Genomic DNA, 22,132 nt, shown 5'->3' with positions numbered 1-22,132 from the left:
TGGAACAAAAACAAGTGTTAAAGAAATTTGCGCTTATTGGGGCTGTAACCCTGCTGCTTCTTGGTGTACCGGTGATGGGCAATGCCTTCGCTGCACCCTCTGATGTCAACGCGGCGATATCTAGTGCTCAAACTGCTGCAGATACAGCTTTTATGCTGATTTGTGCTGCATTAGTGCTATTAATGACTCCGGGACTGGCATTTTTCTATGGTGGATTTGTGCGATCGCGCAACATCCTCAATACCCTGATGATGAGTTTTGTGCTCATGGCAATTGTGGGAGTAACTTGGATTTTGTGGGGCTATAGTCTTGCCTTTGCTCCAGGTAACCCCATTATCGGCGGACTGGAATGGCTAGGTTTGAATAATGTCGGATACGAAGTAACTGATTATCTTAAGGGATCAAAGCCTGCTGAGCTACTTTCCTACGCTCCGACGATTCCCCATCAGGCATTCATGATTTACCAAGCCATGTTTGCTATTATCACCCCAGCACTGATTAGTGGTGCGATCGCAGAGCGGATGAGCTTTACAGCTTACTCTTTGTTCGTGCTCTTGTGGTCAACTTTTATTTACGCTCCCCTAGCGCACATGGTATGGGCGAAAGGTGGATTGTTGGGATTGTCCGGTGGCTTGGAAGCTCTCGACTTTGCGGGTGGTACAGTCGTCCACATCAGTTCTGGTGTTTCTGCTCTTGTAGCGGCGATCGTCCTCAAACCTCGCAAAACTTATCCTGAACGTCTCAGCCCTCCTCACAACGTTCCTTTCATTTTGCTGGGAGCTGGCTTACTGTGGTTTGGCTGGTTCGGCTTCAACGCTGGCAGTGCTTTGGCATCTGGTGCGTTGGCAACAGCCGCTTTTGTTGCCACCAATACAGGTGCTGCAGCGGGGGCTTTAACCTGGCTGATCCTAGAAAAGGTATTGCGCGGCAAACCAACAGCAGTTGGGGCAGCGACAGGAGCAGTTGCAGGCTTGGTGGGCATCACCCCAGCCGCAGGATTTGTCACACCGCTGGCAGCAATTTTAATCGGTAGTATTACCAGTGTTGCTTGCTTCTATGCAGTTAGCTTCAAACACAAGTTACTAGTTGATGATGCCTTGGATACATTTCCCGTGCATGGCGTAGGCGGTACAGTGGGAGCGATTCTCACAGGTATCTTTGCAACCACGACAGTTAACTCAGCAGGGAAAAATGGCTTGTTGTATGGTAATCCAAGTCAAGTGATTAAACAAATAGCAGCAGTTGCCATTGCCTATGTTGTTGCTGCTGTTGGTACTTGGATCATTCTGAAAATCCTAGCTGTCACAGTTGGTTTGCGCGTGAGGGAAGAAGCTGAACTCCAAGGCATGGATATTAACGAACATGGCGAAGAAGGTTACAATGAGGAGTTTGGAGAGCGCATCAATTTCAGCAACAAGTAGTGGAGATGTTTTTCTCTACTAACCAATATTGTTTTCATATTGGCGATGGTTTCGCCTGCCCTATCCCCCAACCAAGCTGGGCTTGGTTGCCCCAAATCTCCGATTAGAATGTTTTCGCACAAGAAAACCTTCTGGGCACAAACGGGCGATGCTCCAGCAGGGAGCCGCCCTACGCTCGACTTTGCACTCCTGACTTTGTGCAGAGTCCCCCAGCTTGGCTCGGTTGACACTCTTCAAGGCGATCGCTTTACGTTATCGCCCTGCTTTTTTCTTTCATCTGCTATTCTACTTTATAAGTATATAGTCAAATAAAATTACGACTACACAAAAAATAATCTTACCCAAAAGCACAAACAGACTCTTGGCGTCTTTGCCTCTTTGCGCGAGAAAATAAAAAATGGTAACTTTAAAATGAAACAGAAAAAACAATGGATACCAAAGCTTTTAAACGTTCGCTCCAACAATCAGAAAATTACCATCGTAAAGGGTTTGGTCACCAAGCAGAAATCGCTACTCAGTTGCAGTCTGAGTATCAAAGCAGTTTAATTCAAGAAATTCGCAATAAAAACTATACTCTACAAAGGGGAAACGTCACCATCCATTTAGCACAAGCCTTTGGCTTTTGTTGGGGTGTAGAACGTGCTGTAGCGATGGCTTATGAAACCCGCAAACATTTTCCCACTGAACGCATTTGGATTACGAATGAGATTATTCACAACCCTTCTGTGAATCAGCGGATGCTGGAAATGAAAGTAGAATTTATCCCCGTAGAAGGAGGTAAAAAAGACTTTTTTGTCGTAAATTCTGGGGATGTCGTTATTTTACCTGCTTTCGGGGCAAGTGTGCAAGAAATGCAGTTGCTTAACGAGAAAAGTTGCAAAATTGTTGATACAACTTGCCCTTGGGTTTCCAAAGTTTGGAATGCTGTTGAAAAGCACAAGAAAATAGATTACACATCAATTATTCACGGTAAATATAAACACGAAGAAACTGTTGCAACAAGTTCCTTTGCCGGGAAATATCTGATTGTGCTGAATATGCAGCAAGCAGAATACGTTGTTAACTACATTTTGAATGGTGGAAATCGGGAAGAATTCTTGGCAAAATTTAGCAAAGCTTGCTCACCTGGATTTGATCCCGATAAAGATTTGGAACGGGTTGGTATCGCTAACCAAACCACAATGCTCAAAAGTGAAACCGAGCAAATGGGGAAACTCTTTGAGCGGACGATGATGACAAAGTATGGTCCCACTGAGTTAAATCAGCATTTCCAAAGCTTCAACACCATTTGTGACGCCACCCAAGAACGCCAAGATGCTATGTTGGATTTAGTGGAACAAAATCTAGATTTGATGATAGTCATTGGTGGGTTTAATTCATCAAATACAACACAGTTGCAACAGATTGCACTAGAGCGAGGAATTCCTTCTTATCACATTGATAGAGAAACGCGAATTCTATCTGGAAATCGCATTGAGCATCGGGAATTAAATGGAGATTTGAAAATTACAGAAAGCTGGTTACCAGATGGAGAAATAGTTGTCGGAATTACCTCTGGTGCTTCTACACCGGATATAGTTGTGGAAGATGTGATTGAGAAGATTGTGGAATTGAAGGCGACTGCGGTGGTGGTTTAAGAAGAATCTCACCTGTAATCCCTCCTCGCTTGCGGGGAGGGTAAGAAATAGCCATAAGCCGGAGGCTTAACGGCTGAAGCCGTATCGCATAAGCTTGTAAGAAATGCGGGCTAAGCAGCCGGTGTTACCTTTTCTGAATTAGTTGTTTTTGGAACAAACAGTAGTGGAAACAAAAGTCCAGAGTGGCGCTTGTAGTCAGCAAATTCAGGATAGCGAGAAAGAGACTGGTCTTTTTTAAGCATGTTTGGAATAAATACCATGCTGATAAAACCGCCAAGAATTAAGAATGGAAGCCAGTGTTGAGTTAGCAAAGCAAAGGAGCTATAGATAAGTATCTCTCCCAAGTAATTGGTGTTACGACAACGCTCAAATAACCCTTCTGTAATGAGTCCTTCTTTGTACTTGAGGGTGTAGTACTTTTGGGCATCGCTAACATAGTGTAGAAATATACCCAAGATGTTCAAGGAAATAGCAGTTGCTACTAATGGAAGTGATGGTATAGTCCCACTACTAATAAGAATAAATGGAGCTATCCAGTACAAGCTCACTAACCCAAAGCCGAAAACACCACCAGCAATGGAAATGTCTTGCTCCCATTGCTTATCTGGGTATAGGCGATCTTTGATCAGCCACAAATAACCATAAGTGCTGTGAAGTGCCAGGTAAACCCAAGGTCCAAGGGAGAAATTTTGGTACAAAATCATTAGTCCCAAAATTACCCAAAAAGTGAGTGCTTTATGTAAATTGATAGCGTGCTTAATTTTCATAATTACGATTCCTATTTTTCTGATAGGGTTATTATTAAAAGCACATTCGTGTTTTCTGAGTAAAGATTGGAGTTACTACTATTTAATTATACGATTTCCTCATCCTAACTGTCGGTAGTGTTTTTGTTGAGCAGCATAGGCTTAAGTTAATAAAGCTGTAAATGTTCTGTGCACCTTCTGGCAGAGGAATTGTAACAAGATTCTAACGACAATCTAAAAGAATCTAGTTGTTTCATTGATACATTTCCAAGCGCTAATGCAGACAATCAACAAAAAGTCAACAAAAAAAGCCTGGGCACAAGCTCTTGCCGAACCCGCAAAAGAATTCTCCCTAACCCAACTGCAAATCCTTTCTGGCACAATACCTGAAGGCTTACACGGCACACTCTACCGCAATGGTCCGGCAAGGTTAGAACGCGGCGGTATGAGGATGGGACATTGGTTTGATGGCGATGGCGCGATTCTTGCCGTACATTTCAACTCTCCTTATGAAGAGGGGGAAAAGCAGGGTGCAACAGCAGTTTACCGCTACGTGCAAACTGATGGTTATAAAGAAGAAGCAGCAGCAGGGCAACTGCTTTACGGCAATTATGGAATGACTGCACCAGGGGCATTTTGGAACAGATGGTTGAAACCAGTTAAGAATTCTGCCAATACTTCTGTGCTGGCATTACCAGATAAATTACTTGCACTGTGGGAAGGGGACAATCCTCATGCGCTCGACTTGCAAATGCTCAACACTTTGGGCAAAGATGATTTAGGAGCATTGAAGAATGGATTGCCTTATTCTGCCCATCCTAAAATTGACCAAAAATCTGGCTCAATTTTTAACTTTGGTGTCTCCGTAGGATTAAATGGGATACTGAATATATATAAGAGCGATTTGACGGGTAAAATTCAGCAAAAAACATCGCTTGAACTTGATGGTTTAGCGTTGATACATGATTTTGTCCTAGCTGGGCAATATCTAGTCTTTTTCGTTCCTCCGTTGCGGTTAAATATCCTACCCGTGTTAACTGGATTTAGCTGCTATAGTAATTCTTTTGAATGGAAGCCGCAACTGGGTACTCAGGTTCTGGTGTTTGATTGTGAAACACTGTCTCTGGTGAGTCGTGGTGAAACTGAACCTTGGTTTCAATGGCACTTTGGTAATGGGTATGTGGATGATAGTGGATTGATAGTTGTCGATGTGGTGCGTTATGAAGACTTTCAAACCAACGAGTATCTAAGGCAAGTCGCAACAGGTGAGACTCACACTTCTGCTGTAAGTACTTTGTGGCGAATACATATTGAACCGAGTACAGCTAAAGTCAAGGGAATTGAGGAAATTATAGATCGCCACTGTGAATTTCCAGTTGTACCACCGCAAGAGACGGGACAATATACTAACCAAACTTATCTCGTCGTACATCGCCAAGGAGCTTGTGCGAGCAAAGAAATATTTGGGGCGATCGCCCGTTTCGATCACAAAACCGACATCCTCACAATTGCCGACTGTGGCGAAAACCGCTATCCAAGTGAACCCATTTATGCTCAAAATCCCCAAAATCCTGAGCAAGCATGGATCATCACAGTTGTGTATGATGGCAATTCTGATAAGAGTGAAGTTTGGGTTTACGATGCAGATAGGTTAGATGATTCACCTGTGTGCAGATTGGCATTACCCGGCGTCATCCCCCACAGTTTCCACGGTACTTGGAAACCTGCTCATGATTACTTATAATTCCTGCTTGACCTCACCCCTTCCCTCTCCTTATTAAGGAGAGCCAGTGCGTTGCGGAGCCAGTGCTGATAGCGTAGCGTGTCCGCAGGACATAGACGGGTTTCCCGTCGCAGGCATCTGGTGAGACCAGCGCTGCAGGAGGTGAGACCAGTGCTGCGGGAGGGTCTCCCTCCGCAGGCATCTGGCGAACCCGAAGGGGTCTCCCGACCTAGGCGACTGGCGAACCCGAAGGGCGTTGGGGTTCCCAAGGCACGTTTTCGGGGGAAGTTTCCCCCGAAAAGCTGCCGCCCCGTTGTAGCACCTGGCGTGAGGGAAGGGAGGCGGGTGAGGTTCCTCGTTTTTATAAGTGTTTATCCGGACATGATATCAGAAGTCCATTCTGACTTCTGACTTCTTGTTAACGTAGCCGTCCTGAGCGCAAAATACTAATAATTAACCACAGCCCTAAGAAGCTAGCAGTAGCAAACAACACATTGCTCAAAAACAACAACTGAGATGTCTGTGCGTTGCTAGAGATAATTGCTGCACCCATAATCAGTGAACCCACTAAGATGCTAAAAGAAAGACGATTTGCAGCATCATCTGCGGTTCGGCGTAAGCTATCTAAACCACGCAGTGAGATATTCCACTGTAATGTTTCCGAGGTAATTCGCTCTAGCAGAAACTCTAGGAGTCGAGGAGATTGTAAAGAGAGACTTTTGACATCCAAAGCTGTTCTAAGGAGCGATCGCACGGGATTCTCACCAAGCAACTGTTGGCGAAACACATCTGTCAGCAATGGCTGAATTTCATCGAGAAAGTTCAACTCTGGGTTAAATCCCCGTGCCACTCCCTCTAAGTTAGCCAGGGTTTTGGCATATAAACCCATGTTACTGGGCAAGCGAATTTTGTTGTTACGAGCGACTTGCAAAAGTTCGTAGATGATTTGACTGAAATTAATTTGCGATACGCTCAAGTTGTAATACTTTCGCAGCATCCGGTCATAATCATTTTCCAGTTTAACCAGAATCACTGGCTGTGTAGACTCTGCCAGCTGCAAAGTTAACTGAGCACACCGCTGAGCATCTAGATCTACAATTGCCAACAACATTTCTACCAATATGCCTTGTGTACGGGGATCAAGCCGTCCCACCATGCCACAGTCCAACAGGGCAACGCGACCATCTTTTAGATAAAATAAGTTACCAGGATGGGGATCAGCGTGGAAAAAGCCATCAATATATAGTTGCTGGAAGAAAGCTCGGAATAGTAATGTAGTAATTTCTTTACGTTTTTCGGCTGGATCTTTGCCATTGTTGTCATTCTCAAGATCTGCCTGTAACAGAGGACCTCCGTTGAGCCACTCCATCACGAGTAATTTTGGTGTCGTCAAATCCCAGAAAATTTCGGCAACAACTAATTGTGTGGGATCAAACCAGCGACTCTGGGATAAATTGCGTCGTAACTGGTCGGTGAAGCTTGCTTCCCGTGTAAAATCTAATTCATCTTCTAGGGCTTTGGTAAATTCTTCAGCAATCGCTTTGATTTCGTAATTTTGCCCAAATTCGGTACGAGCTACTAAATCGGCTATACCTTGAATTAAGGCGATATCTTGAGGAACAGTCAGATCAATTCCTGGACGTTGTACCTTAAGAGCCACTTCGCGCCCATCTACAAGTGTAGCTTTATGTGTCTGGGCAATTGAGCCTGCTGCTACTGGGATAGCATTTATTGTGCTGAAGGTTTCTTCTAAAGGACGTTTGAGTTGTTTGCGAATGAGGACTTCTACATCTGCCCAAGGAACTGCTGGTACTTCATCTTGAAGTGTTGATAATTCCTCAATATATCCTGCGCTCAGCAAGTCTGGACGGGTAGACATTAACTGACCGAGCTTGATGTAGACTGGTCCTAAGTCTACTAGAATGTTTTTTAAAACAGCAGGTGTGGGTAGTTGGGGTTCATCAGCTTTTCCTCCAGTGAGGACTCGTCGCATATAGTCCCAACCATTACGAAGCAGGACTTCAATGATTTCTCTTTGACGAGGAACAGTTTGGGTGAGGAACATGGTTTTATAAAAAAGCGGAAGGATGCAACAGAAAGAGGAATAGACGAGTTGGAGAAGTCAGCCGCAGGACATGATGATGACCACCAAGCCGTTGATATTACTGTTAGTTTTGGGGATTTTGCCTGGTGTAGCGCAATCCTTTAATATTTGTAAAGGTAATTTTACAAAATATTGTAGAGAAAGTTCATCCCTTCAAAGAGGTGTATAGAAATCTGCCGCCCCAAGATGTGCTGTGATATCATCTTATTCAGTACCGTGGGGCACACGGAAACGAACGCTTGAGAAGCTAGTTGTAAGACTAGGCACATCAGAAAGTTAGACCTCAAGTAGGGCAACTGAAAAGGGCAATCTGAGTCCAAGAATCCTAATCCTCCGGGATGTGGGAATGTCAAGTGATTTTAAGGATGAATCCCCATCGTTGATGAAACGATGGGGAAATAAAAATTTTTTTGGACACAGAAATAGGCTTTTGATAGGCAATAATGCAGTTTATTGCCAAGTTCTTGGCTAGAGGTTCACAACTACTGATTTCCATAATTGTTCAAATGAAATAACAGACAGAAAAGTTATACTGGTTGATACACCTAGCGTGCCTCTGCCAAGAGTTTTAAGTTTTAAAGCAAGTTAGAAAATCGCGGCTCACTTTGTAAGGTTTTGAGGACTTGCTTAATTTCTTGGGTACGGTCTTTTTTGACAATTAGGGTAACGTTGCGATCGCGCACAATCACCACATCTTCTAACCCAATTGTAACAATGACATCCTCCTCATTTGTGGAATAGAGTATAGATCCCTGTGTGTCCAGTCCGACATGAGTCGCAAATTCAACATTGGGGATGCCTTCTTTTTTCAGTAAACGCTCGATCGCATTCCAATCTCCCAAATCATCCCAGCCAAATTCTGCGGGTAAGACATAAGCAATATCTGTCTTTTCCATCAAGGCATAGTCTATACTTTTCTTAGGGAGATCTTGATAGATATCAGGACCGAACTTTTCTATCGGTTCGATAATTTCTGGAGCGTGTTTGTGCAGTTCCTTGAGAACAACACCTGCTCGAAAAACAAACATGCCGCTATTCCAGCTAAAACGTCCTGTAGATAGAAAGTTTTCAGCCGTTTGACGGTCTGGCTTTTCAGTAAAACGGTTGACGTGATAGGCTGGCAACTCATTAAAACTGCCAATCTTTTCCCCTTGTTCAATATAGCCGTAACCAGTTGATGGAAAGGCAGGCTTAATCCCCAGTGTGACAATCGCTGCCTGGGTAGCCGCAAGCTCTATTGCTGCATTTATTGTACATACAAATGCTTCTTGGTCGGCTATCCAATGGTCAGCGGGGAAAAAACCGATAATAGCGTCGTCTCCATAACGCTTTTGAATTTCCAAACTTGTCCAGGCAACCGCAGCAGCGGTGTCCCTTCCCTGCAACTCAACAAGTAGGTTATCTGATGGCAACTCAGGTAGTTGTTCTCTAACTCCTTGAGCTATCTGAGCTGAGGTAATAACCCACAGGTTATCCCAACCGCTTGCAAGTGTCAATAGTCGGTCAGCAGTTGCTTGTAGGAGACTTCTGTCAGTACCATCAAGATTCAAAAATTGCTTGGGTCGATTTTGACGACTCAAGGGCCAAAAGCGCTCTCCTTTACCACCCGCAAGGATTACAGGGAACAAAGTTCTAGTCATTGGGTCAGAGTAACTTACTAAAGAATACTACAAGTGTACTGTGACAAATAAAAGTAATGAAGTATAAATATACTTGGATCAAGTCAGAGGAAATGACACAAATAGACACCATAAAAAGCGAATGATAAAGGTATAGAGCGACTCTAGGGGACTTACCGTAGGATAGTTAGGATGAGGTTAGATGATAAATTTACACTCTTACTCAAACTTCGAGTAAGGTAGTTCACCGGCAAGATTTATAAGTTGCATTAATATTACGTTTAGGGAGTGGATGAGTGGGGAAAGTATTGTGGTCAAGCAAGTAGCAAGTCAAAAACACCAGAGCAGCTCAAATAAATTACAACAATCCTCAAATGGGGTAACACTCACAAACCAAAAAAGTATTTCTCGTAAATTCGTATCTTCGGGTTCTGTTCCCAGTCAGCTGTATCATCGGCTGGGGTTAGCCATGCCTCGATGGCTTTTTTGGGTACTGACAATTGTTGTAGGAATGACCTTGTCGGGTTTGCTGGTATCGAGTTTGGCACTTTGGACTCCACTGTGGAGTGACATTGATCGAACAGATGAAGAAGTCGGATTGGGTGGGAAAGACCAAAAAGTACCTCTACCAACAGAGTTGTGGAGTAACATTTCACAATACAAGCTCACTCGACCAATGAATATCTTGGTCATGGGTATTGAGCCAGTACCTGGCAGTGTAGATGGAACTCCCGAAAGTTTTGCAGGTCATAGCGATACGATACTACTGATACGATTCAACCCAAGCAACAAAACAATCCGGGTACTTTCTATCCCCAAAGATACCATGACAGCTATTCCAGAAAAAGGATTAACTAAGGTATCTCAAGCCAACGCTCAAGGAGGTAAAGTTTTAGCCGCACGGGTTGTCAGTCGTACTCTCAGTAATGCACCTATTGATCGCTATATTCGTATTTCTACGAGTGGGTTACGACGGCTAGTGGATCAGTTGGGTGGAGTAGAGGTTTTTGTTCCTAAACCAATGGTTAACAAAGATCCTGGAACACGATTTTCGATTAACTTAGTCAACGGCTGGCAAACACTCAATGGTGAACAAGCAGAACAGTTTGTACGATTTCGCGAACCAGGAATGGGCGATTTGGAAAGAGTACAGCGACAGCAAGCACTTTTGGTGGGATTGCGCGATCGCCTAAACAGCCCTACTGTTTTACCCAAATTGCCTCAGATTATCCGTGTTATGGGAAGGCACTTCGACACTAACCTCAAGCTGGAAGAAATGATGGCAATAGTGAACTTTACTTTGAACATAGAGCGAGATAATTACCAGATGACCATATTACCTGGAATTTTCAGCCGTCTGAGCCAAGATCCTAGTAGCTATTGGTTGGATCTGACTGGGCGAGTTGACTTGCTACAAGATTACGCTGGGGTGACAATAGGGGGTGTGTCCTCAAGTGTCAAACCGCTCGCTAGCCTGAAAATTGCCATTCAGAATGCTTCTAGAAAACCTCAACTAACTCAAAAAGTTATTAATAATCTCAAACAGCAAGGATTTACGAAAGTTTACGCTATACCAGATTGGTCTGATAACCGAAGCGAAACTAAGATTATTGTCCAAAAAGGCAACCGAGAAGCAGGAGAACAATTACAAAAAATCTTACGTTTCGGTCAGGTTGAGGTGTCCGCGACGGGCGATCTAGAATCTGATATCACAATCCGGATTGGTAAGGATTGGAAGGATTGGAAGTAGTTATTAATCATAAGTCATTTGTCCTTTGTTGGGGACAAATGATTTTTGACAAAGGACAAAGCACAACATGATCAAACAAATCCTACTTCGTATATTGGGATTAATTGTGATTTGGATTCTTGCGTGGTTATGGGTGCTGCTTTACGCTAGTCCAGCTTATGGTTAACTGATGGGGTCATTTTATTGTAAATAATTAGGCGAGTTTGATATTCGATCTGACTTATAAAGTAAACATTAAGACTTTTTAGATTTGAAAGCTACTGTAGGATTTAGCGTTCTCCTCATGCCAGCTTTGGGGTTGAAACGAAGTGAAATCTATCTGCGCTAACTGAACATTTGTCTTAATTTTGCCGTATTGTATTATATATTACTATTTTTTAATGACATCCTTACATCTGGCAAATATAAAGTCAAAATAATTAGAAGTTTTTCATACTTGTTAACAATATATAAAAGTTATTTTATCTTTATTTATTAAGCATTGTAGGATAGAGCGCTGCCTTGATAAAAGTTAATGTCATAACATTGACACACAATGTTCATACCATTTTCATAGCCTTGAAATATATTCAGTGAAGACTTGATTATTGGTAACAGTAACTTAAGTAAATAAGTCGGCACGAGAAAACTAATATATGTTGAGTTTTGTCAAAACTGCGGAATGACTCATTTCTAAGCTGTTTGCTGATTTGACATTTTGTTAGATAGCTTGATTTGTGAACGCTAACTGACTTAAATTTAGGACTTAGGCACTTGACAAATAAATTTTTGTGTGCATCATGCAAAGAGTGCCAACTTCGGTGCGGTTCTGCAATAGTCAGATTTCGCAAGAATGTTCCTCTATCTACTGGTGCATAAGTTGATTTTGCTTGCACCTAATTAAAGAAGGAATGGCAGCAAATAAGTCTGACGCACAAAATCGATTTTTGTAAAGTCTGCCGGGTGAAACTTCCCCCGGCGTTAGCGTTTGCGCAGCGCCCCCTCCGGGGCTAGCGAGCCTTTGGCTGCTTTACGTCAATGCGTAAGTCCTAAAATTGTCTGATCGCTATAGTCATTCCCACTTCTGTTCTAAAAAATCAGGGTTAGAAGAAATGAATTCCAGCCTTATCTTATCGAACATATTGAATCCGCCAGTGCTCTTTTTCTTTGTAGGAATGCTGGCAATTTTTCTGAAATCGGATTTAGAAATTCCGCAACCTTTACCAAAACTATTTTCTCTTTACTTACTACTTGCAATTGGGTTTAAGGGAGGATATGAACTTGATGAGAGCGGAATTAATCCACAAGTAGCGTTGACATTGATAGCAGCTATCATCATGGCTTGTGCGGTTCCTATCTACTCCTTTTTTATTTTAAAAACAAAACTTGATGCGTATAATGCTGGAGCTATTGCTGCAACTTATGGATCTATCAGTGCTGTCACTTTTATTACTGCACAGTCCTTTCTAAAAGTGCTTGATATTACCTCTGATGGATACATGGTAGCTGCTTTGGCACTGATGGAATCTCCAGCAATTATTGTGGGTATTGTTTTAGTAAGAGCATTTGGTCAAAAGAAAGAAGGGGGTGAATTTTCTTGGAGTGAAGTTTTGCGAGAGGCTTTTCTAAATGGTTCTGTATTTCTCTTAGTTGCAAGCCTTATTGTTGGCATTTTAACAGGACAGAAAGGATGGGAAAAGCTACAACCATTTACTCAGAGCATATTCTACGGAGTTCTAGCATTTTTTCTACTAGATATGGGAATGGTAGCTGCTAGAAGAATACTAGATATAAGAAAAACAGGTTCTTTTTTAATTATTTTTTCTGTCTTTATGCCTGTTACCAACGCAATTTTGGGGATAATCATTGCTAAACTCATTGGCATACCACAAGGGAATGCTCTTTTATTTGCTGTTCTTTGTGCTAGCGCTTCTTACATAGCTGTTCCAGCAGCTATGAGAATGACAGTTCCTGAAGCTAATCCCAGCTTGTATATTTCTATGGCTTTAGCACTCACCTTTCCGTTCAACATTATTGTAGGAATTCCTCTATATATGAATATCATAAAAGCTATAGGAATCTAGCAGAGTCGAAACAGTCAAGAAACTGGAAATTATTACCAATACACTAAACCCTTGGGTGGGAACAGAAAAGCCCACCTATAGGTTTTAGACTCTTGATTGCAAGACTGCTTGATCCTCGCTGCGCTGCCTGCGGCACGCTGCGCGAACAAATTCAAAATATGCCCTACGGGCACGAACTTTACAAAGTTCAAAATTCAGAATTTATTTGAATTTTGAACTATTTGCTTTTGACTTTTCTAAGTTTTTTCTTGCAAACTTCAAAAAAGTCTCTAAATTTAAAAATATCAAAAAAATGACAGTTTTTTTCCAAAAAAGAGGTTACAAAGTATGAAGTTTAAAAAGAAAGATTTCTTTCCATAGGAGGAACGAGGTTGTGTCCATCAAACACTTAATCAGTGGTTTAAATGAGTTTCATGACAACTATTTTGTCAGTCATCGAGATCTTTTCCAGCAATTATCTCATGGTCAAACTCCTGAAGTTTTACTTATCACTTGTTCTGACTCTCGTATTGACCCTAATTTAATCACTCAAACCCAGCCAGGGGACTTATTTGTTATTCGTAATATTGGTAATATTATTCCACCTTATGGATCACTTAATAATGCTGAAGGTGCTGGTGTAGAATATGCTGTGCAAGCATTAAATATTAAAGATATTATTATTTGCGGTCATTCCCACTGCGGAGCGATGAAAGGACTGTTACAAATAGGTAATCTTGCTCAGCAAATGCCACTAGTATACGATTGGTTGAAGCACTATGCTGAGCCTACCCGTCGTCTTGTCTTAGATAACTACAAGCATTGTCCCAGCGATAAACTATTAAAAATTGCAATAGAACAGAACGTCTTAATACAGATAGACAATCTAAAAACTTACCCGATAATTTGCTCTAAACTTCACAGTGGTCAAATCACTCTTCACGCTTGGATCTATGAAATTGAGAGTGGCGAAGTCTTTGCTTATGATGTTAGCAAAAAACAATTTGAACTTCTCAATCGCTCATTCGCTGTACCAAACTCTCTTATCGGTGTACACTCAGAATAAGATACCCATCTAATGGCTAATAAATCATAAGTAAAAATTATATTTTATTAGCCATTATTGATTTTTAAATTAAATAAAATAATAATAGTTAGTTAAAATGAATGTAACATGAAAATTTCGTTTTTCAACAATCATCCAGGATCCATCGGACAAAAAATTCAACAATACTTACAGGCTGGTAACAAACGATTCCTGAGTACACCAGAAAGAGCACTATTAGAAGCTTACGAGGCTGCTCAAAGAATTAGAAATATTGAGATAGAGCAGTTTGAGGGTAACAAAATTATTCCTAACTCAAGTAAATACACTGAGAGTGTCAGAGCTTATTGGCAGGTTTCTCTTAACAAGAACTTAATGATTATCAAGGCAAAATTAGCGGAGTTCCGTTTAAGTTCTTCTGTGTTGAATATGTCAAGTTCTGCTTTTTTAGAGAAACTAAGTTTTATTGATGAGGTGAGCCTCAAATATAATTTAGAACAAGAATTGAATCAGGACGGGATAACACCAATCTCTCAACCATTACAACTTAACCGTGACGAAGTTAACAACCAGTCAAATTCATCTGGTGTAAACAATATAAAAGGTGACCCTCTTTTTAATAAAACAGGTATATTTCCTAGGTCAATTGGAAGAACATTAAATAGAATTAAAGCAGATTTGTCGCCGGAAGCAGAACAACAATATATTAGAAATTTCCAAAGTTCTAGAAAGAGAACAAGAAGTGCGGTCAGATTTTTGGTAATTCTAGTTATTGTGCCGCTATTAACTCAATATCTCTCTAAACAATTCTTATTTAGTCCAATTGTAGAGCGGATAAGAGGTGAAAATCTAAATCACATTTTCCTCAACTATGAAATGGAAGAAGAAGCTCTGACAGAGTTAAAAACTTTTGAAGAAAAATTAAAGTTTCAGAGCCTAATTAGTAAAGCACCGCCACTTTCTTCAGAAGCTGTAGAGGAAAAAGTAAAAAATAAAGTCCATGAAATTGCCGAAGAATTTAAAGAGAAAGGCAGTAGCGCTATTAGTAATGTTTTTGCTGATTTGCTGTCACTTGTAGCTTTTGCGTTCGTAATTGTTACAAGCAAAAGAGAAATTGCAATTGTGAAATCTTTCATGGATGATGTTATTTATGGTTTGAGTGACAGTGCTAAGGCTTTCTTGATTATTTTATTCACAGATATATTTGTCGGATTTCACTCACCACATGGTTGGGAGGTGATTCTTGAAGGATTTGCGGAACATTTGGGGCTTCCAGCACAAAAAAGCGCAATATCTCTTTTTATTGCTACTTTCCCTGTGATTTTGGACACTATATTTAAATACTGGATCTTCCGCTATCTGAGTAAATTGTCTCCTTCAGCCTTGGCGACAATGAAAGAAATGAACGAGTAATGTCATATCTGTCTTAAGTGTCTTCCAGAAAGAAGGTGATGCGTAATTTATCTGTGCGCGAGTCCAGCGCAACAACAGATCCTACCCCAAACACCTCCCGGATGAGCTTTGGTTGTAGCAGGGCTTGGGGGTTCCCTGCTGCGACGATGGTTCCTTCCTTGAGCACGTAGATGCTATCGCAGTACGTAGCAGCAAGGTTCAAATCATGCAAAGCAGCAATGGTAGTCACACCTAATCCCTTTACCAGTTCCAAGAGTTCCAACTGGTAGCGAATATCGAGATGATTTGTTGGCTCATCAAGAACGAGGAAACGGGCTTGCTGGGCGATCGCCCGTGCAATCAAAACCCGCTGCTTCTCCCCACCAGAAAGGGAAGCAAAACTTCTTTCGGCAAAGGTAGAAAGCCCCACCTGCTCAAGAGCACTCAGAACGATGCTGTGATCTTGTTCTGTCTGTCGGTCAAATATCCCAAGATGCGGTGTACGCCCCATCCATACCATCTCCTCAACAGTAAAGTCAAACTCAGTGGGTGTTTCCTGCAAAACAACTGCGGTAGCTTGTGCCATTTCACGAGCACTCAGATGCCAGATATTCTTACCATTAAGGGTAATAACTCCAGTATCTGGTTTGAGGACACGGTAAATACATCTGAGTAAAGTTGACTTGCCACTACCATTAGGACCAATTAGTCCAACAAACTCACCTGATGCTACCTCCAAATTAATATCACGTAAAATCTGCTTTCCCTCAATACTCCAGGATATCTGTTTCACTTCTAACTTCATCGTCCACCTTCTTTACCTTGCATCAACCAGATGAAAAAAGGAGCGCCGAACAGTGCAGTGATAATGCCGATGGGAAGTTCCTCTGGAGCAACCAAAGTCCGTGCTAATACATCTGCCCAAATCAGGAAAATTCCACCCAGGAGCAGGCTTACAGGTAAAACGCGCTGATGATCTGAGCCGACGAGGAAGCGGACACTGTGGGGAATCATCAGCCCGACGAAGCCAATCACACCACTGACGGCAACTATGACACCTGTTAGCAGTGATATTACTAGGAATAACTGCTTGCGGAAACTGTCGGTGTCGGTTCCTAGAGTGCGGGCTGTTTCTTCACCGATGAGGAGTGCATTGAGCGATCGCGTTTGAACCAACAAGTATCCCAGCCCAACTAACAAAGCCAGCACTGGTAAAATCAGGTCTGTCCACTTTGTTCCTGAAAGTCCCCCCAACAACCAGAACAACACTCGTCGTGTAGCTTCCCCACTTCCGGCTTTGATAGCCAAGAAACTCGTTATCGCCTCAAACAGATACGATACTGCTACACCAACTAAGATTAAGCGTGTGGAACGGAGGCGTCCTTGTCGTCGTGCTAAGAAGAAAACAACAACGAATGCTAATAGCGCACCGAGGAAAGCCCCAACGGAGATTGCATACACGCCAAAAAATGAGAAAACACCGAACACGATGACTAAAACAGCACCCACCGATGCGCCAGAGGAGACACCGAGAATAAAAGGATCAGCTAAGGGGTTTCGCACCAATGCTTGCATGGTAACACCAACCACTGATAGCCCAGCGCCCACAAAAAAAGCCAACAGCACACGCGGGAAGCGAATGAGCCAGACAATCTGAACTTGTGCTTGCGTCCAGTCTCCTGTAACATTTGGAAAAACTTGAGATAAGGCTATCTGCCATACCCTCAAAGGGGGAATTGGTACAGGTCCAATCATCACCGCCAAAGTCATAGAAATCAATAATATCACCGCCAAAGCCACCATTAGCAGCTTGTAGCGTTGCTGCTTGTTTTTTCTCAGGTGCTTTGGTACTGGATTAATCATGATTAAGAAGAACACAGAACACAGAACGCAGAACGCAGAATATCCCCATGAATGGAATTCTTTTGATTTAATAAAGAAAATTTTCTCTTGTCTCCAAAGCGATGTTTCCTCATCTCCCTCATCACTTAAACTTCTCTGGGTACAAAGCCTCTGCTAATTGTCTCACCCCTGCAATATTCCTAATTCCTGGCATCGTGTAACTAAAACCCACAACAATGAATTTATCCTGTTGCACAGCTTTCATCTGCGAGTAAGCAGGGTTAGATTTAAGTAATCGTCGCTTCTCGTCAGCAGGTGACCAGCTAGCATCAATGAGAACAATCACATCGGGTTGACGCGCAATCACATCTTCCCAATTAACTGTCACCCATGCTTCTTTTTTCTGGATATCTTTGAAGATATTTTCTCCACCGGCTAATTCAATAATATGATTCGGCATTCCCCAGTTAGAAACGGTTAGGGGAGGGTTTTCAGAATCGTACCAAAAAATGCGCTTCTTGGTTGTGACTTTGCCTAGCTTTTGTTGAGTTTCTTGCAGTTGTGCTTGCAGTTGAGCAATTAACTTTTCGGCTCGTTCTTCTGCTCCAAAAATACGCCCAATATCCCGTATTTCCTGATATAAATTTTCCATCGTGACGCCCTCAGGTCTGAGTTCTGGGCGATCGCATTCAATTGGTAACAAATAAGAAGAAATCCCTAATTTGAGCAACTCTTCTCGTGATCCAAGTGCTTCTTTGGCAAAAGCACTTTCCTCAGTGGAGAACACAAAATCTGGTTCAACCCCCAAGAAAACTTCCCGCGATGGGTACTTCGGCGCTAAAACGCGAATTTGGGAATATGCCTGTTGATACTCTGGCAAAATCGGATTATCCAGGTAGGCTGTACCAACCATGTGCTTTTCTAAACCCAGCGCCAGCATCACCTCTGTTGCAGATTGCATCATCGTGACAGCGCGTTGTGGTGGTTGCTTGTAGGTAATCGTCAGGTCACAATTATTAAGTGTGGTGGAAGTGTATTTTGCTGCTTCAGAAACAGTATTAGTTGATTTAACAACATTTCCCTCACATCCTGAAACCAGTCCCAGCAGAAGCACTGCCAAGACTCCAACAAAGGGTTTAAGTATCCAAACATAGTGACGTAATTTACTCACACACAACTCTCATTTGAATGCTTTGGGAATTAAAACTCAACTGACACTGTTCCCAACACCGTAAATGGTGATGCAGCGTCAATACTGTACCCATCAACCTCATAATACTTAACATTAGAAATATTCTTGAAGTTGACTGCAAATCGATAATTTTGACGCCGATAGAAGATGGAAGCATCAGCTCGTATGTAACTTGAGAGTTTAAATGTATTCGGTAAATCTACCTCTTGCTCACCGACAAAATACAACCCACCACCAAATCCTAACCCCTGCAAACCACCGCGCTGAAATTCATAAGTTGTCCACAATCCAGCGCTGTGTTCTGGGACGCCAAATAATCTGTCTCTGACAGGAATCACATTGTCCTTCGTCACTGTACCATCAATGTAAGCATAGTTAGCAACAACCTTCCAACCTGGTAATATTTCGCCTGCGATATCTAATTCAATACCTCTGCTGCGTTGTTCTCCTGTTTGGATACTGAATAGGTCGTCTACTGGGTCTGGTGTGAGTACGTTCTGCTTGGTAACTTGAAAGAATGCCAAAGTTGCAGAAAGTTTATCCTTGAGAAAATTTTGTTTAACCCCCACCTCAAATTGTTCGGTATTTTGTGGCTTGAACTGTTCGTTTGTCCGACTTCTTGCTTGAAATTGAGGAGAAAAGCCGTTTGTCCAGTTAAAGTAAAGCGAAGTCGTATCACTCGGTTGATATACAATTCCAACTCGTGGTGAAAAACGAGTATTTGATTGTTCGCTGAGAGTATCGCCACTCACACGGTCTTTTGTGCTGTAATCGTTAAAGTCTAAGCGACCACCCAATAACAATTTTAGATTCGGTCGAAGCTCAATCAAATTCTGCGCGAATAAACCTACATTCTCAGAAACAATTTTTCGACCAAAGGGAGAACCATCCTCTACAGGAATAGGAGTTCCACCATATTGCGGGTTATAAATATCTATGGGTAATTCGAGGTCTGGGGCAAAAATGTAGTTAAATACATTTCGGGCTAAATCTACCCCAAACAGAACATTATGGCGAATAGAGCCAGTAGAAAATTTGCCAGAAATTTCGTTTTGTAGCGTGATATTTTTGTGTTCTTCATCGGAAGCGTAGAAAGTACGGTCTAGAGTGCGGCGGTCATCTTGCAAAGAACCAGGAGAGACCTGCTTTGCGTCATTCAAATTAGCACTGAGAATATTAAATCCTTGGCGGAACTTCCAGTTGTTGCTGAATTGATGTTCAAAGTTATATGTAAACGAGTTAGAGGTGACTTCACCATTGGCAAAATTGGGTTCTCCTAAAAATCGACTACGAGGAAGTTTGAGAACTTCTGGCTCAATGGGAAAACCATTATCAAAAGTATAGTTGTATTTTTGGTGTTCGTATTCAAAGGTGAGTTTGGTGCGATCGCTTATCTTCAACTCTAAAACAGGCGAAATAAAGAAGCTGTCATACTCCACAAAATCACGGAAACTGTCAGCACTTTCGTAGGCGACATTCAAACGATATAAAACTGATTTGTCGTCTGTAAGCGGTCCACTAATATCTAAAGTCGGACGCAAAAACTCGTAACTTCCATAAGTGACATTTCCGTTGTAATAAGGCTGTGATAAGGGTTTTTTGGTAATGGAGTTGACAACACCACTTCCACCTGCATACTGTGTCGGACTACCGCCATAAACCACCGCCGCCGGACCTTTGAGAATCTCCACGCGCTCAATATTGGCTACATCTCGCGGACTGAAGTAACCGTAATCTGGGAAGCCATTGCGTAAAGTTTCAAAATTGGTTAGAAAACCGCGCACCCGAAACCCTAATGAAGACAAACCTCCATATCCACGCTCGGGTTGTACACCACTGACATTATCCGCGAGTTCTGAAAGACGCACAACATTTCGGTCTTCAATCACCTGACGCGGAATGACTTGAATAGACTGGGGAATATCACGTAATGGTATATTATCTGTCCGGATTCCAGTTGTGGCATCAGGTACACTATATCCTTGTTGTTCACCCGTCACAACGAGTTCAATTGCTTCTTGACTCGACTGGGATGGTTTTTCATTACTAGGTTTAGCTGTTTGTGGTGTAGAGGATATCACCGGCGTGAAAACAAAAATTAAACCTTCATTGCTGTCGTCCAACTCAACTTTTGGTACACTTCCCTCACCTGTCGCTGTTACCCGGATACTACTTGCGTCTATATTAGTCACCGTTACTTCAGTAATTCCCGCAACAGGCTTTTGTTGACGGAAAGAACTACCACTTGTTAGCTGCAGTTGAGCATTAGGAATATCCGCAATGAAGTTATTACCTTCACTCTTAATTGCGACTTGCAGTTTATCAGATGTAGAAGTTTCTAATATCACTTCCAAACCGTTAGCAGTTTGAGAAAGGCGCACTCTTGTGATTTGTATAACTTGATTCTGTTGAGTCTGTTGCGTCAACCAGTCCTTAACACTGGTGTGGGGACGCTGAATCTCACTCAGTCGAGGAATGTCTTTTATGGGTGCTGCTGCATTTGTTGTCCCGATTTTGTGTTGCACAGCACTGACATTTACAACATCAGCACGTGCTGGGGAAGCCCCTAAGACTGATACAGCTGTAAACAGCCATATCCAGGTGGATAGTTTCTGTTGTTTCACCCTAATTCCTCACACTTGAATGACATATCGCAGCTATAACATTTAGAGAAAAACATGAACCTCGCAGAAAAACATGAGTGTCTCCTGATAGGGCTTGAATCGTTGACCTACACCAGCTTCAAGTTTCCCAAACTCAATCGATTGGTGGTTCAGCGAAGACTCTATTTGTACGTCATGTTTATATATTTAATTGTTGTCGAGTTGCACAAAAGCAATTCTTATCATCAACGAGCTAGCCATATAAGTCAAACGACAGGTTGTCAAACTTGGTCAAACTTTCCTCTACTCCAAATTAAAACAGGCTATGGCTTCGACGGTGAGATCAGCGGCTCGACTGACTTGTACTGAGCCTGTCGTTGTAGCTTCGCCGAACGGTGCAAGCGACATAATGATTCATTTCCCAAAATCGGGGGGATTGAAGAAATTTTTTTCATCAGTCGAGTTACACACTTGTAAATAAAGAATTTTTATGAATCAATACTTATTGATAATATTTTTTGATAAGATTATTCTTGCTAAGAATGAAAAGTTTATTATATGTTTATATGTTGATAGAGTTGCAGAAAAGTTTTTCAAAACAATTTTGGAGGGTTTGTCTCCCAGAAAACTTAGCAGTGAGCATAGATAATTATGGCAATGTAAAAGCTTACGAGGCTTTTGGCTCCCTCTAATTATCCAAATGATGATCAGCTCCTGATCTTAGAATAACTTTTGGTTATACCTGTTATGCGTTTGCTTCTATGACGTATAACTAGTCAAGGAAATAGCTTTTAAGATGGGTAACTCATCCCTTTTCTGAAATGTTGAATTTCTGCACATATTTTTTTGGAACTAAGTTGATAAGGTAGGTTTGTTTTTAGGCTCAAGAAAATCTAGTTTTGTTGTCTCATCAAATGAAATTTTAGGTGTATATTTTTTACATCTGAAGAAAAGTTTTTCTAAGAAAAGCCACTGTTGTAGAAATCAAGCAATCACTGAGATTCTCTAAACTGTAT

At 41.9% G+C, this 22,132-nt stretch carries 15 protein-coding genes; 8 read left to right on the top strand and 7 right to left on the bottom strand.

The window, feature by feature from the left end; translation table 11 throughout:
• The first annotated feature begins 14 nt into the window (after positions 1-14).
• Complete coding sequence (locus DP114_RS20560) at positions 15-1,421, top strand: ammonium transporter (protein ID WP_169268098.1); 1,407 nt, start codon at positions 15-17, stop codon at positions 1,419-1,421.
• 428 nt (positions 1,422-1,849) lie between these two features.
• On the top strand, positions 1,850-3,058 hold the full coding sequence (locus DP114_RS20555) for a 4-hydroxy-3-methylbut-2-enyl diphosphate reductase (protein ID WP_171977000.1): 1,209 nt from the start codon (positions 1,850-1,852) through the stop codon (positions 3,056-3,058).
• Positions 3,059-3,168: 110 nt separating this feature from the next.
• Here the strand turns inward: DP114_RS20555 and DP114_RS20550 are convergent, their stop codons facing one another.
• Positions 3,169-3,825, bottom strand: coding sequence for a DUF1295 domain-containing protein (locus DP114_RS20550; protein WP_171976999.1), 657 nt, complete (start codon positions 3,823-3,825; stop codon positions 3,169-3,171).
• A 256-nt stretch (positions 3,826-4,081) separates the two neighbouring features.
• Between DP114_RS20550 and DP114_RS20545 the strand changes: the two genes are divergently transcribed.
• Positions 4,082-5,548 carry a carotenoid oxygenase family protein gene (locus DP114_RS20545; protein ID WP_169268095.1) on the top strand — a complete coding sequence of 489 codons (1,467 nt, stop codon included), beginning with the start codon at positions 4,082-4,084 and terminating at the stop codon, positions 5,546-5,548.
• A gap of 397 nt (positions 5,549-5,945) precedes the next feature.
• Here the strand turns inward: DP114_RS20545 and DP114_RS20540 are convergent, their stop codons facing one another.
• Positions 5,946-7,592, bottom strand: a complete 1,647-nt coding sequence (locus DP114_RS20540; protein WP_171976998.1) for an ABC1 kinase family protein — start codon at positions 7,590-7,592, stop codon at positions 5,946-5,948.
• Between the two features lie 614 nt (positions 7,593-8,206).
• Complete coding sequence (locus tag DP114_RS20535) at positions 8,207-9,271, bottom strand: mannose-1-phosphate guanylyltransferase (RefSeq protein ID WP_171976997.1); 1,065 nt, start codon at positions 9,269-9,271, stop codon at positions 8,207-8,209.
• 289 nt (positions 9,272-9,560) lie between these two features.
• Between DP114_RS20535 and DP114_RS20530 the strand changes: the two genes are divergently transcribed.
• The 4 genes from DP114_RS20530 to DP114_RS20515 all read left to right on the top strand — a co-directional run bounded on the left by DP114_RS20530 (position 9,561) and on the right by DP114_RS20515 (position 15,500).
• Entirely contained in the window at positions 9,561-11,000 is a 1,440-nt protein-coding gene (locus DP114_RS20530) for an LCP family protein (RefSeq protein WP_169266486.1), read from the top strand.
• 1,091 nt (positions 11,001-12,091) lie between these two features.
• Entirely contained in the window at positions 12,092-13,063 is a 972-nt protein-coding gene (locus DP114_RS20525; protein ID WP_169266485.1) for a sodium-dependent bicarbonate transport family permease, read from the top strand.
• 373 nt (positions 13,064-13,436) lie between these two features.
• Positions 13,437-14,108, top strand: a complete 672-nt coding sequence (locus DP114_RS20520; protein WP_169266484.1) for a carbonic anhydrase — start codon at positions 13,437-13,439, stop codon at positions 14,106-14,108.
• Positions 14,109-14,216: 108 nt separating this feature from the next.
• Entirely contained in the window at positions 14,217-15,500 is a 1,284-nt protein-coding gene (locus tag DP114_RS20515) for a proton extrusion protein PcxA (RefSeq protein ID WP_169266483.1), read from the top strand.
• 13 nt (positions 15,501-15,513) lie between these two features.
• On the opposite strand, the gene DP114_RS20510 is transcribed toward DP114_RS20515, so the two are convergent.
• The 4 genes from DP114_RS20510 to DP114_RS20495 all read right to left on the bottom strand — a co-directional run bounded on the left by DP114_RS20510 (position 15,514) and on the right by DP114_RS20495 (position 21,137).
• The gene (locus tag DP114_RS20510) at positions 15,514-16,284 is read right to left on the bottom strand and encodes an ABC transporter ATP-binding protein (protein ID WP_169266482.1); all 771 of its coding nucleotides are present in this window, start codon (positions 16,282-16,284) and stop codon (positions 15,514-15,516) included.
• The gene (locus DP114_RS20505) at positions 16,281-17,342 is read right to left on the bottom strand and encodes a FecCD family ABC transporter permease (protein WP_171976996.1); all 1,062 of its coding nucleotides are present in this window, start codon (positions 17,340-17,342) and stop codon (positions 16,281-16,283) included. Before DP114_RS20505 ends, DP114_RS20510 begins: the two co-directional genes overlap by 4 nt.
• Positions 17,343-17,463: 121 nt before the next feature.
• Entirely contained in the window at positions 17,464-18,492 is a 1,029-nt protein-coding gene (locus tag DP114_RS20500) for an ABC transporter substrate-binding protein (RefSeq protein WP_171976995.1), read from the bottom strand.
• A 29-nt stretch (positions 18,493-18,521) separates the two neighbouring features.
• Positions 18,522-21,137 (bottom strand): TonB-dependent siderophore receptor, encoded by a 2,616-nt coding sequence (locus DP114_RS20495; protein WP_246162606.1) that lies wholly within the window; start codon positions 21,135-21,137, stop codon positions 18,522-18,524.
• A 54-nt stretch (positions 21,138-21,191) separates the two neighbouring features.
• Between DP114_RS20495 and DP114_RS20490 the strand changes: the two genes are divergently transcribed.
• Positions 21,192-21,485 carry a hypothetical protein gene (locus DP114_RS20490; RefSeq protein WP_171976994.1) on the top strand — a complete coding sequence of 98 codons (294 nt, stop codon included), beginning with the start codon at positions 21,192-21,194 and terminating at the stop codon, positions 21,483-21,485.
• The last annotated feature ends 647 nt before the right edge of the window (positions 21,486-22,132 follow it).

The sequence above is a fragment of the Brasilonema sennae CENA114 genome, from assembly GCF_006968745.1.
Classification (GTDB): domain Bacteria; phylum Cyanobacteriota; class Cyanobacteriia; order Cyanobacteriales; family Nostocaceae; genus Brasilonema; species Brasilonema sennae.
Note: the sequence above shows the minus strand (reverse complement) of the source record. Positions and strands in the feature narration are given on the sequence as shown.